13 protein-coding genes are annotated in these 12,276 nt (G+C 72.6%); 8 read left to right on the top strand and 5 right to left on the bottom strand.

Translation table 11 applies throughout. The features are described from left to right. Positions 1-18: 18 nt before the first annotated feature. Positions 19-492: an antitoxin gene (locus tag AC3A5R_RS19110; protein WP_487622355.1), complete on the bottom strand. Its 474-nt coding sequence runs from the start codon at positions 490-492 to the stop codon at positions 19-21. Between the two features lie 95 nt (positions 493-587). Here AC3A5R_RS19110 and AC3A5R_RS19105 point away from each other — a divergent pair, with 95 nt between their 5' ends. Then, positions 588-863, top strand: a complete 276-nt coding sequence (locus AC3A5R_RS19105) for a hypothetical protein (RefSeq protein ID WP_487622354.1) — start codon at positions 588-590, stop codon at positions 861-863. A 9-nt stretch (positions 864-872) separates the two neighbouring features. On the opposite strand, the gene AC3A5R_RS19100 is transcribed toward AC3A5R_RS19105, so the two are convergent. After that, entirely contained in the window at positions 873-2,276 is a 1,404-nt protein-coding gene (locus AC3A5R_RS19100; protein ID WP_487622353.1) for an NAD(P)H-quinone dehydrogenase, read from the bottom strand. Between the two features lie 65 nt (positions 2,277-2,341). Here AC3A5R_RS19100 and AC3A5R_RS19095 point away from each other — a divergent pair, with 65 nt between their 5' ends. Beyond that, positions 2,342-3,175, top strand: a complete 834-nt coding sequence (locus AC3A5R_RS19095; protein WP_487622352.1) for a purine-nucleoside phosphorylase — start codon at positions 2,342-2,344, stop codon at positions 3,173-3,175. Beyond that, positions 3,175-4,860 (top strand): phospho-sugar mutase, encoded by a 1,686-nt coding sequence (locus tag AC3A5R_RS19090; protein ID WP_487622351.1) that lies wholly within the window; start codon positions 3,175-3,177, stop codon positions 4,858-4,860. Before AC3A5R_RS19095 ends, AC3A5R_RS19090 begins: the two co-directional genes overlap by 1 nt. A gap of 90 nt (positions 4,861-4,950) precedes the next feature. Here the strand turns inward: AC3A5R_RS19090 and AC3A5R_RS19085 are convergent, their stop codons facing one another. Then, positions 4,951-5,625, bottom strand: coding sequence for a PH domain-containing protein (locus AC3A5R_RS19085; protein ID WP_487622350.1), 675 nt, complete (start codon positions 5,623-5,625; stop codon positions 4,951-4,953). Between the two features lie 173 nt (positions 5,626-5,798). Here AC3A5R_RS19085 and deoC point away from each other — a divergent pair, with 173 nt between their 5' ends. From deoC to AC3A5R_RS19060, 5 genes are read left to right on the top strand one after another with little or no spacing between them, the layout of a single operon-like run. Beyond that, positions 5,799-6,785, top strand: coding sequence for a deoxyribose-phosphate aldolase (gene deoC, locus AC3A5R_RS19080; protein ID WP_487622349.1), 987 nt, complete (start codon positions 5,799-5,801; stop codon positions 6,783-6,785). Between the two features lie 15 nt (positions 6,786-6,800). Then, entirely contained in the window at positions 6,801-8,285 is a 1,485-nt protein-coding gene (locus AC3A5R_RS19075) for an aldehyde dehydrogenase family protein (RefSeq protein ID WP_487622348.1), read from the top strand. Further along, positions 8,282-9,169: an aldehyde dehydrogenase family protein gene (locus tag AC3A5R_RS19070; RefSeq protein ID WP_487622347.1), complete on the top strand. Its 888-nt coding sequence runs from the start codon at positions 8,282-8,284 to the stop codon at positions 9,167-9,169. Before AC3A5R_RS19075 ends, AC3A5R_RS19070 begins: the two co-directional genes overlap by 4 nt. 7 nt (positions 9,170-9,176) lie before the next feature. Next, a complete protein-coding gene (locus tag AC3A5R_RS19065; RefSeq protein WP_487622346.1) occupies positions 9,177-9,854 on the top strand; it encodes a uridine kinase family protein in 678 nt (225 codons plus the stop codon). After that, a complete protein-coding gene (locus tag AC3A5R_RS19060) occupies positions 9,851-10,549 on the top strand; it encodes an aspartate/glutamate racemase family protein (RefSeq protein WP_487622345.1) in 699 nt (232 codons plus the stop codon). Before AC3A5R_RS19065 ends, AC3A5R_RS19060 begins: the two co-directional genes overlap by 4 nt. A 16-nt stretch (positions 10,550-10,565) precedes the next feature. Here the strand turns inward: AC3A5R_RS19060 and AC3A5R_RS19055 are convergent, their stop codons facing one another. Together AC3A5R_RS19055 and AC3A5R_RS19050 are read right to left on the bottom strand one after the other, a co-directional pair. Continuing rightward, entirely contained in the window at positions 10,566-11,771 is a 1,206-nt protein-coding gene (locus tag AC3A5R_RS19055; RefSeq protein WP_487622344.1) for an adenosine deaminase, read from the bottom strand. Beyond that, positions 11,768-12,139, bottom strand: coding sequence for a cupin domain-containing protein (locus AC3A5R_RS19050; protein WP_487622343.1), 372 nt, complete (start codon positions 12,137-12,139; stop codon positions 11,768-11,770). The genes AC3A5R_RS19055 and AC3A5R_RS19050 overlap by 4 nt, the downstream gene beginning before the upstream one ends. Positions 12,140-12,276: the final 137 nt, after the last annotated feature.

Genomic DNA, 12,276 nt, shown 5'->3' with positions numbered 1-12,276 from the left:
GCCCGACGAAGCCGCGCCTCAGGACTTCGGGGGTGGGTCTCCGAGCGTGATGTCGTCCGAACCGGACGGCGGGATCTCCGAGGGCCCGGGGCCCCCGGGCAGCGACGGGTCGACGGGGCTCGGGTCGTTGGGGTCCACGGGCACACCCGGGGGCGGCGTCGCAGGGCCGGGCTCCGGCGTCGGGACCGGTGGCGGCTCGGGCGTCGGCTCCGGCGTGGGCGTGGGCGTGGGCGGCACCGGGCCCGGGCCCGGCTCCGGAACGGGAGTCGGCGCTGGCGGGGGCGTCGGGTCGCCCGGCGTCGGCACGGTGTCGTCGGCCTCGGGAGGCAGGCCGAGCGCCTCTCGCATCTTGTCGCCGCCCTGGTCGAGCTGCTCCGCGTACTGTCCGCCGGTCTTCTCGTTGATCATCTCCTCGGCCTTGTCGAGACCCTGCCCGACCTGGTCGGGGTGGCCCTTGAGGAAGTCCTTCGCCTTGTTGATCCAGTCGCTCACGTGTCCTCCGGGATGGCTGGGCCGGGGCGGCGAGCACCCCGGACGGCGGCGATGCCGCCACCGGCCCGACGTTACGCCTCTGGCACACTGCTGGGGTGCTTGCGACCCTGCCCACTGCCACGACCCAGCCGAACGGCTTCTCGGCGACGAACCTGCTCGGCGCGCTCGTCTTCGTCCTGCTCTTCTGGCTCTTCCAGCGGTGGCTGCGCGACCGCGTCTCGAAGCGGCGTCGGGAGCGGTATGCACGCGAGGAGGGCCGCTCGCCGGAGGACCTCGACGTCGAGACCCGCGGGACCGATGGCTCCGTCGACGGCTCCGGCGACGGCCCCGGTCCCGACGCGTCCGGACCTGACGACCCGACGCGGCGCTGACGCGTCGGCTCAGTCGGCCTGGTGGAGCTGTCGCGCGGCCTCGGCGATCGAGCCGGACAGCGACGGGTACACGGTGATGGTGCTGGACACCTGGTCGACCGAGAGCCGGTTCTGCACGGCGAGCGCCACGGGGAAGACCAGCTCGGAGGCCTTCGGCGCGACGACGACCCCGCCGAGCACCGTGCCGTACCCCTTGCGGCAGAAGAGCTTGACGAACCCGTCGGTGATGCCCTGCATCTTGGCGCGCGGGTTGCGGGCCAGCGGCAGCATCACCGACTCGACGTCGGGTGACTCGTCGGCGGCGTTCTGGCTGATGCCGACGGTCGCGATCTCGGGCTCGGTGAAGATGTTCGCGGCCACGCCGCGCACGTTGAGCGGCGCCACGGCGTCGCCGAGGGCGTGCCACATGGCGATGCGGCCCTGCATGGCGGCGACGGATGCGAGCGGCAGGACGCCGGTGCAGTCGCCGGCCGCGTAGACACCGCCGACGCTGGTGCGTGAGACCCGGTCGACCTGGACGTGCCCGGACGGGCTCAGCTCGACACCGGCCTCCTCGAGCCCGAGCCCGGCCGTGTTCGGCACCGACCCGACGGCGAGGAGCGCGTGCGAACCCTCGACGGTCCGCCCGTCGACGAGGGTGACGACGACCCCGTCGGTGGTGCGCTCGACCGACGCGGCCCGTGACTTGTTCAGCACCTCCATGCCGCGCTTGCGGAAGACGTCCTCGATGACGGTCGCGGCGTCGGCGTCCTCGCCCGGGAGCACCCGGTCGCGGGAGGAGACGAGGACGACCTGCGAGCCGAGGCCGAGGTAGGCCTGCGCGAGCTCGGCGCCGGTGACGCCGGAGCCGATGACGATGATCCGCTCGGGCAGCTCGTCGAGAGCGTAGATCTGCTGCCACGTGAGGATGCGCTCGCCGTCGGGGCGCATGGTGTCCATGACGCGGGGCGAGGCGCCGGTGGCGAGGAGCACGACGTCGGCGGTCAGCTCACGAGTGCTGCCGTCCTCGAGGGTGGCCACGACGAGGTCGCGCGAGGCGAGCCGGGCCGAGCCGGTCAGGACGGTGACGCCGACCTGCTCGAGGCTGCCGCGGATGTCACCGCTCTGCGCGGCGGCGAGCTCGAGGATCCGGCCGTTGACGGTGCGGGCCTGGGCGACGGCGTCGGACACCTCGTCGCCGTCGTCGTCCTGCAGTCGTACGCCCAGCCGCGAGGCGGTCTCGAAGTCGGACATGTAGTCGGCGGTGGCGATGAGCGCCTTGCTCGGGACGCAGTCGGTGAGCACCGCGGCGCCGCCCACACCGTCCTTCTCGACGACGGTGACCTGCGCGCCGAGCTGGGCGGCGACGAGCGCCGCCTCGTACCCGCCCGGGCCGCCCCCGATGATGACAACGGACGTCTCACGCGTGATCACGCGTCCATCCAACCATCCCGCCGAGTGGTGTCCGGCACGTGGACGGCGTCGCTAGAGTCCTGAACGTGACCACGACGCACCTCGACCTCGCCGACCCCTCCACCGACCCCTTCGCCGTCGCCGACGCCGCTGCCGCCGTCATCGCCGAGCGCACCGGCGTCGAGCGCCATGACGTCGCCCTCGTCCTCGGCTCCGGCTGGGGCCAGACGGCCGACCTCGTCGGCGAGACCCTCGCCACGATCGAGAACGCCGACGTCCCGGGCTTCCACCGCGCGGCCGTCGCCGGTCACTCGGGCACGATGCGGTCGGTCGCCATCGGCGACACCGGCCGTCGCGCGCTGGTCTTCGGCACCCGCACCCACTTCTACGAGGGCCGCGGCGTGAGATCGGTCGTCCACGGCGTCCGCACGGCGAAGGCGGCCGGCTGCAGCACCATCGTGCTGACGAACGGCTGCGGCGGCCTCAACCCGGCCTGGGCCCCCGGCACCCCGGTCCTCATCCGCGACCACATCAACCTCACGGCGCACTCCCCCATCGAGGGGGCGAACTTCGTCGACCTCACCGACGTCTACACCCCGCGCCTGCGCCAGCTGGCCCGCGAGGTCGACCCCGACCTCGACGAGGGCGTGTACGTCCAGTTCCGCGGACCGCACTACGAGACTCCGGCCGAGGTGCGCATGGCCAAGGTCATCGGCGGCGACCTCGTCGGCATGTCGACCTCGCTCGAGGCCATCGCGGCCCGGCAGAGCGGCCTCGACGTCCTCGGCATCTCGCTCGTCACCAACCTCGCGGCCGGCATCTCCGAGACGCCGCTGGACCACGAGGAGGTCCTCGAGGCCGGACGCGCGGCGGCCGAACGCTGCGGACGCCTCCTCGCAGCCGTGGTGGGACGCATCTGATGGCGGGCGAGTCCGGCGTCGACGCGCTCCTCGCGGACGCCGCAGCGTGGCGCGACGACGACCCCGACCCGACGACCCGCGGCGAGCTCGACGCGCTGTTGCAGCAGGCGCAGGCCGGTGACGACGACGCCCGCGCCGACCTCGCCGACCGGTTCGCCGGCCTGCTCGAGTTCGGAACGGCCGGCCTGCGTGGTGCGCTCGGGGCCGGCCCGAACCGGATGAACCGCAGCGTCGTCATCCGCGCGGCCGCCGGCCTGACCGCCTACCTCGGGGCCGAGGGCGGCGCCGGGCCGCACCCGACCGTCGTCATCGGCTACGACGCGCGCTACAACTCCGACGTCTTCGCCCGCGACACCGCAGCGGTCGTCGTCGCCGCGGGCGGTCGGGCCCTGCTGCTCCCCCAGCCGCTGCCGACCCCGGTCCTCGCCTTCGCGATCCGCCACCTCGGTGCCGACGCCGGCGTCATGGTCACGGCGAGCCACAACCCGCCGCAGGACAACGGCTACAAGGTGTACCTCGGCGACGGCAGCCAGATCGTGCCCCCGTCCGACGCGCAGATCGCCGCCCACATCACCCGCGTCGCGCACGTCGCCGACGTGCCGCGCGCCCACGAGGGGTGGGAGACCCTCGGCGACGAGCTGCTCGGCGACTACCTCGACGCCGTCGTCACCGTCGTCGACCCGGACTCGCCCCGTGACCTCGCGATCGTGCACACCAGCCTGCACGGCGTCGGCCACGGCACCGTGACGGCGGCCTTCCAGCGCGCCGGCTTCGGGGCGCTCTCGGCCGTCGACGAGCAGGCCGTGCCCGACCCCGACTTCCCCACCGTCGCCTTCCCCAACCCCGAGGAGAAGGGCGCCATCGACCTCGCCCTGGCCCGGGCGCGCGCCTCGGAGTGCGACCTCGTCATCGCCAACGACCCCGACGCCGACCGCTGCGCCGCGGCGATCCACGACCCGGCCCTCGGCGACTGGCGGATGCTGCGCGGCGACGAGGTGGGGGCGCTCCTTGGGGCGCACGTCGTGCACCGTGGCGTCTCGAAGGGTGACGTCTTCGCCAACTCGATCGTGTCCTCGCGCCTGCTCGCGGCCATCGCGCGAGCCGCCGGGCTCGCCCACGAGGAGACCCTCACCGGCTTCAAGTGGATCTCGCGCGTCCCGGGCCTGCGCTACGGCTACGAGGAGGCGCTCGGCTACTGCGTCGCGCCGCACCTCGTCCGCGACAAGGACGGCGTCAGCGCCGCCCTCCTGCTCGCCGAGCTCGCCGCTTCGCTCAAGGCGCGGGGCCGCACCCTGACCGACCTGCTCGACGACCTCGCCGTCGAGCACGGCGTCCACGCCACCGACTCGTTCTCGGTGCGGGTCTCGGACCTCTCGCAGACCGAGACCCTGATGGACCGGCTGCGCTCCGAGCCGCCGACGTCGGTCGCCGGCATCGCCGTGGCCCGCGTCGACGACCTGGCGCGCGGCGACGGTGGCCTGCCCCCGACCGAGGGCCTGCGCTGGTTCCTCGAGGACGACTCGCGCGTCATCGTGCGCCCGAGCGGCACCGAGCCCAAGGTCAAGGTGTACCTCGAGGTCATCGAGCCGGTCCCCGGCCCCGACGCGCTGCCGGTGGCCCGCGCCACCGGCGAGACGCGCCTGGCCGCGGTCCGCGCCGACCTCGAGCGGCTCACGGCGCTCTGACGCCCCAGAGGGGGCAGCCGGTGACGTCCGCCAGGGGTGACACCGACCCGGCGCCGTCGGTGCCCAGCCGGGCGCCGGCGGCGTCACGCGTCAGACGACGAACGTCCCGATGACGAAGAACGCGATCCCGGCGACCAGCAGGCCCACGGACACCGGGTCCCAGGACTGCGCGGCGATGCGGGGCGTGCGACCGTCCTTGCGGCGCCGGTCCTCCTCGCGCCGCGCCTCGATCTCGGCGGCGACGGTCTGGGCCTCGATCTTCGGACGCTTGGGGCGCGGGTCCACCTCGGGCGCCGCCGGGCCGCGCAGGCGGTTGGCACCGATGGCCAGGGCCTGACGGCCGTACCGCGGACGGCCCGGGTCGGACGGAACCGCCCACGCCGTGAACTTGCGACCGCCCGAGAAGAGCTCGAGGGCCCAGCGCGAGCGGACCTCGTCGATGGCCGGCCACGTCACGTCCACGACGCGCAGCGGGTTGATCAGGCGCACCCCTTCGGCGTGGATGACCGCGCTCGGGCGCACGACGAACAGCCACAGGAGAACGAACGCCAGCGCGATGCTCGAGATGAGCGTCCAGCTCTGCGGCGGTACGAGGATGGCGGGCACCAGCAGGGCCAGGCCGCAGACGAGACCGACGATGCCGACGGCGATCGACGAGCCGGGGCGCAGCGTGCGGGCATCGCGGAGCGGACCCAGGCCCGTCGGCTCGGCCTCGGTGTCCCTGCCCGGGGGTGCGGCGTCGAACGCCTCGTCGTCGCGGCTCACGTGTCCTCCTCGTTCTGCTGCGACCGGTCCCACCCGCCGCACGAGGCGCGCGGTACGGGTCCGCGCGCCATCGCCAGACTCTCTCACGCGCGCCCGTGAGCGGGCACCGTCGGGGCGCCTCGGGCTGCGCCGACGCGGTCGGTGGCGTCTCGGATCGTGGATAGACTCGGCGGGTGACTGTTAGCACGACGACGCGCACCGCGCAGGAGCTCACCGCACAGGCGCGGGACGTCCTGGGCGTGTCGCGCCTGACCAACAACGCGCTCACCTCATGGCTGCACGGCCTCCCCGGCGTCGACCAGGTCGGCTGCGAGGCGCGGGCCGCCTCGCTCGGCACCCGGTCGATCAAGACGACGAGCAAGGCGTGGGCCATCGACACGGCGATCGGGATGATCGACCTGACGACGCTCGAGGGCGCCGACACGGTCGGCAAGGTGCGCTCGCTGTGCGCCAAGGCGCTCGTCCCCGACCCGCTCGACCCGACGACGCCCCGTCCGGCCGCGATCTGCGTCTACGGCGACATGGTCGAGACCGCCAAGGCAGCCCTCGGCGACAGCGGCATCCACGTCGCCGCCGTGGCCACGGCCTTCCCGTCCGGTCGGGCCAGCATGCCGGTCAAGCTCGCCGACACCCGTGACGCCGTGCGCGCCGGGGCCGACGAGATCGACATGGTCATCGACCGCGGCGCGTTCCTCTCGGGCGACTACCTCACCGTGTTCAACCAGATCGCCGAGGTCAAGCAGGCCTGCGGCGCCGCTCACCTCAAGGTCATCATGGAGACCGGCGAGCTCGTCACCTACGACAACGTCCGCCGCGCCTCCTACCTGTCGATGCTCGCGGGCGGCGACTTCATCAAGACCTCCACCGGCAAGGTGCAGCCCGCTGCCACGTTGCCGGTCACGCTCATCATGCTCGAGGCCGTGCGCGACTGGCGCGAGGCCACGGGCGTTCAGGTCGGCGTCAAGCCCGCGGGCGGCATCAAGACCACCAAGGACGCCATCAAGTACCTCGTCATGGTCAGCGAGATCGCGGGCGACGACTGGATGACGCCGGAGTGGTTCCGCTTCGGGGCCTCCAGCCTGCTCAACGACCTCCTGCTGCAGCGGCAGAAGCTCACGACCGGGGCCTACTCCGGTGCCGACTACGTGACGATCGACTGACCGAGGACCCCACTGATGCCCACCTTCGAGTACGCCCCCGCGCCCGAGTCGCGCGCCATCGTCACCATCGAGAAGTCCTACGGCCTCTTCATCGACGGCACCTTCACCCGGCCCAAGGCGACCTTCCCCACCATCAACCCCGCCGACGAGTCGGTCCTCGCCGAGGTCAGCCAGGCCGGCCCCAAGGACGTCGACAAGGCGGTCGCGGCCGCCCGTCGCGCCTACGAGGGTGAATGGGGTCGCCTGTCCGGCGCCGAGCGCGGCAAGTACCTCTTCCGCATCGCGCGCATCCTGCAGGAGCGCGCCCGCGAGTTCGCCGTCCTCGAGACCCTCGACAACGGCAAGCCGATCAAGGAGACCCGCGACTTCGACGTGCCCACGGCGGCGGCGCACTTCTTCTACCACGCCGGCTGGGCCGACAAGCTGGAGTACGCCGGCCTCTCCCTGCCGGGCTCCGACGCGCCCCGCCCGCACGGCGTCGTCGGTCAGGTCATCCCGTGGAACTTCCCGCTGCTCATGCTCGCCTGGAAGGTCGCGCCGGCGCTCGCCACGGGCAACACCGTCGTGCTCAAGCCGGCCGAGACCACCCCGCTGAGTGCCCTCCTCTTCGCCGAGGTCTGCCAGCAGGCCGGGCTCCCCGCAGGTGTCGTCAACGTCGTCACCGGCGACGGTCGCACCGGCCAGGCGCTCGTCGAGCACCCCGACGTCGACAAGATCGCGTTCACCGGGTCCACCGAAGTCGGCAAGATCATCGCCCGGTCCATCGCCGGCACGAGCAAGAAGGCCACGCTCGAGCTCGGTGGCAAGGCCGCCAACATCATCTTCGACGACGCCCCGATCGACCAGGCCGTCGAGGGCATCGTCGGCGGCATCTTCTTCAACCAGGGCCAGGTGTGCTGCGCCGGTTCGCGCCTGCTCGTGCAGGAGAACGTCCACGACCAGGTCATCGCCAAGCTCAAGCGACGCCTCCAGACGCTGATCGTCGGTGACCCGATGGACAAGAACAGCGACCTCGGCGCGATCAACTCCCGTGAGCAGCTCGACCGCATCACGACGCTCGTCGATGCCGGTGTCGCCGAGGGCGCCGAGCGCTGGAGCCCGGCGTGCACGCTGCCGGGCAAGGGCTTCTGGTTCCCCCCGACGCTGCTCACCGGGGTCTCGCAGAGCCACCGGGTCGCCACGGAGGAGATCTTCGGGCCCGTCCTGACCGTGCTCACCTTCCGCACGCCGCAGGAGGCGGTCGCGAAGGCGAACAACACGGCGTACGGCCTGTCCGCCGGCGTCTGGACCGAGAAGGGCTCGCGCATCCTCTGGATGGCCGACCAGCTCAAGGCCGGCGTCGTGTGGGCCAACACGTTCAACCGCTTCGACCCGAGCTCGCCGTTCGGCGGGTACAAGGAGTCCGGTTACGGCCGCGAGGGGGGCCGCCACGGCCTGGAGGCCTACGTCACCACCGCCCCTTCGACATCCACCTCGACACTGACGGGATCCACTCGATGAGCCGCCTCGACGTGCGCAAGACCTACAAGCTCTACATCGGCGGCAAGTTCCCCCGCAGCGAGTCCGGCCGCTCCTACGAGGTCGTCTCGGCCAAGGGCGAGTTCCTCGCGAACGCCTCGATGGGTTCCCGCAAGGACCTGCGTGACGCCGTCGTCGCGGCGCGCTCGGCCCTGCCCGGCTGGTCCGGTGCCACCGCCTACAACCGCGGCCAGGTGCTCTACCGCGTCGCCGAGGTCCTCGAGGGCCGGCGGGCCCAGTTCGTCGACGAGGTCGCCCTCAGCGAGGGCCTCACGGCCCGGGCCGCCGGTGCGGCGGTCGACGCCGCGATCGACCGGGTCGTCTGGTACGCCGGGTGGACCGACAAGATCGCCCAGGTGCTCGGCAACCTCAACCCGGTCGCGGGCCCGTACTTCAATGTGTCGGCCCCGGAGCCCACTGGCGTCGTGGGCATCCTTGCGCCGCAGTCCTCCTCGCTGCTCGGACTCGTGTCCGTCATCGCTCCGGTCATCGCGTCGGGCAACACCGCGGTCGTCCTCACCTCGGCCGACCGGCCGCTGCCCGCGGTGACGCTCGGCGAGGTGCTCGCCACGTCCGACGTCCCCGGCGGCGTCGTCAACATCATCACGGCCCGCACGGGCGAGGTCGCCTCGTGGCTCGCCGCGCACCGCGACGTCAACGCCATCGACCTCACCGGCGTCGCCGGCGCCGACGGCGTCGACTGGGCCGCGCTGGAGGCCGAGGCCGCCGGCAACCTCAAACGGGTCTACCGTCCCGCCCTCGCCGACGGCCAGCCCGTCGAGCCCGACTGGAGCGCCGAGCCGGGCCTGTCCCGCATCCGCGCCTTCCTCGAGACCAAGACCGTCTGGCACCCCAAGGGCCTGTGAGTCAGCGGTGACGCGCGCCGCCGACGCCATGGACGACACGAGCAGCACGACCGACGCCGCGGGGACCACCTCCTCGCGGCGTCGCCGCGTCATCCTCGTGACCGGGCCCAGCGGCGCGGGCAAGAGCCGGCTGTCCGAGCGCCTCAGCGCCGCGCACGGCTGGCCCGTCGTGCGCCTCGACGACTTCTACCGCGAGCACGACGACCCGCGCCTGCCCAGGTCCCCGCTCGGCATCCCCGACTGGGACCACATCGACTCGTGGAACGCCGACGCAGCCGTCGAGGCCCTGCGCACGCTCATCGACGTCGGGCACGTCGAGGTACCGGTCTACGACATCGGCGCCTCGGCCGTCACCGGTCGCCACGCGGTCGACGCCGGGCCGGAGGACTTCGTGCTCGCCGAGGGGCTGTTCGCGGCGCGCCTCGTCACGCCGCTGCGCGAGGAAGGCCTGCTGGCCGACGCGCTGTGCGTGCGGCAGAACCGCTACGTCACGGCCTTGCGCCGGTTCCTGCGCGACCTCGCGGAGCGTCGCAAGCCTCCGCACATCCTCCTGCGACGGGGCGTGGCCCTGCTGCGCGACGAGCCGCACGTGGTCGCCGAGGCGGAGTCCCTCGGGGCCCGCTGCATCACGCCGCACGAGGCCGAGGCCGAGCTGACCCACCTGGTCCGGGCAGGCCGCTCGTGAGGCTCGTCGGCCTGCTCGGCGGGATGAGCTGGCAGTCCACGGCCGAGTACTACCGGCTGGCCAACGAGACCGTCCGCGACCGTGTCGGCGGGCTCGCCTCAGCCCGGCTGCTCCTGCACTCGGTCGACTTCGCCGAGGTCGAACGGCTGCAGGCGGCCGGCGACTGGGACGCCGCCGGCGTGCTGCTCGCCGACGCGGCTGCCGGCCTCGAGCGCGGCGGTGCCGAGCTGCTGGTGCTGTGCACCAACACGATGCACCGGGTCGCCGACGCGATCGAGGCCGCGGTGTCGATGCCTCTGTTGCACATCGGCGACGTCACCGCCGAAGCCGTGCGACGGGCGGGCATCGGCCGCGTCGGGCTGCTCGCCACGGCCTACACGATGGAGCAGCCGTTCCTGCGTGACCGCCTCGCCTCGCACGGGCTCACCGTCCTCGTCCCCGAGGAGCAGGACCGCGCCGAGGTGCACCGCGTCATCTACGAGGAGCTGTGCCTCGGCGTCGTGCGAGAGGAGTCCCGTGCCGCCTACCGGCAGGTGATCGGACGGCTCGTGGCCGCGGGGGCTGAGGGCATCGTGCTCGGGTGCACGGAGATCGAGCTGCTCGTCGGGCAGCAGGACTCCCCCGTCCCGGTCTTCCCGACGACCCGGCTGCACGTCGAGGCCGCGGTGGACGCAGCGCTCGACGCGCAGCCGTGAGGGTCGGCCGGCGGCGTCAGCCCATCGGTGAGGCGACATAGCCCAGGGCTGCGTAGCCGGGCTTGATGACCTCGTTGATGAGCCCCAGACGCTCGTCGAAGGGGATGAACGCCGACTTCATGGCGTTGATGGCGACCCACCGGAAGTCGGTGAGGGTCCACCCGGCCTGCTCGGCGAGCAGGGTCGACTCCTTCGTCATCGACGTGTCGCTCATGAGCCGGTTGTCGGTGTTGAGCGTGACGCGGAAACGCAGACGCTTGAGCAGCGTGATCGGGTGCAGCGGGATCGACAGCGCCGCCGAGGTCTGCAGGTTGCTGCTCGGGCACATCTCGAGCGGGATGCGCATGTCACGTACGTAGGCCGCGAGCCGACCCAGGCGCACGCGCTTGAGCTCGACCTGGACGAGTGCCGTCGGGTCGTCGCGATGGTCCTCGAGCCACTCGCCGAACGGCCGGTCGTCGATGGTGATGTCGTCGACGATCCGCACGCCGTGGCCGAGCCGGTCGGCCCCGCACCACTGGATGGCCTCCCAGATCGACGGCAGCCCGAAGGCTTCACCCGCGTGGATCGTGAAGTGGGCGTTCTCGCGACGCAGGTACTCGAAGGCGTCCAGATGCCGGGTGGGCGGGTAGCCCGCCTCCGCACCCGCGATGTCGAAGCCGGCGACGCCGCGGTCGCGGTAGCGCACCGCGAGCTCGGCGATCTCGGTGGACTTGGCCGCATGCCGCATGGCGGTGAGCAGCGACGCGACCCGGAGCGGACGGCCGGCCGCCGCGGCCTTGGCCTCGCCGTCGCGGAAGCCGGCGTTGACCGCCTCGACGACGGCCTCGAGGGACAGGCCACGGCCCAGGTGCTGCTCAGGCGCGTAGCGGCTCTCGGCGTACACGACGCCGTCGGCAGCGAGGTCCTGGGCGCACTCGCTCGCGACGCGGAACAGCCCCTCCTCGGTCTGCATGACGGCCAGCGTGTGGTCGAACGTCTCGAGGTAGCGCGGCAGCGAGCCGGAGTTCGCGCTGTCGCGGAACCACGTGCCCAGCGCCGCAGCATCGCTGGCAGGCAGCTCGTCGTAGCCGACCTCCGGGGCGAGGTCGATGATCGTCTGCGGCCGCAGCCCGCCGTCGAGGTGGTCGTGGAGGAGCACCTTGGGAGCGGCCCTCAGATCAGCGACGAGGTCGCCCCTGCCGGCGGTCGCGGCGCTGTCGTCGGGCGACGCCTCGCTCACTGCTCGTCCTCGCGGTTGACCGTGTCGGGGCTGAAGGCGGGCAGGCACACGGCGACGTACTCCGCGCCATCGGGACCGCACGAGTAGCGGATCCGCTCCCCGGCCCGGGTGACGACGCTCTGACCGGCGTCGACGGCGATCTGGCCACCGTCGTGGTCGACGAGCACCTGGCCGCGAAGGACGAGCGTGATCTCGTCGAACTCGGGCGTCTGGAACGGCTCGGCCCAGTCGGCGGGCGCCACCATGTGGGCGACGGAGACGGCGGAACCGAGACCGGAGTCGGGGCTGTTGACCGCACCGACGTGCTCGTCGATGACCTTGCCGCCGGGCACGGGGATACGGGTCGGGGAGGGGATGAGATGAGGCACGAGGCCACCCTACGCCCCGGTCCGATGGCCCGAGAGGACTCCGGAAAAGGGGCTGGGCATGCGAAAGAGGCCCGGCCCGGGTATTGCTGCCCGGGCGGGCCTCTGTCGTGAATGTGTGTCCGGCTGCGTCCTACTCT

Source organism: Intrasporangium sp. Soil_C_50, assembly GCF_057656595.1.
This window is presented reverse-complemented; position numbering and strand designations above follow the sequence as displayed.

What these genes read in the sequence shown, in the direction of transcription:
- AC3A5R_RS19090 (WP_487622351.1), top strand. Translation starts at nt 3,175, where the DNA reads ATGGCGGGCGAGTCCGGCGTCGACGCGCTCCTCGCGGACGCCGCAGCG.
- AC3A5R_RS19070 (WP_487622347.1), top strand. Translation starts at nt 8,282, where the DNA reads ATGAGCCGCCTCGACGTGCGCAAGACCTACAAGCTCTACATCGGCGGC.
- AC3A5R_RS19075 (WP_487622348.1), top strand. Translation starts at nt 6,801, where the DNA reads ATGCCCACCTTCGAGTACGCCCCCGCGCCCGAGTCGCGCGCCATCGTC.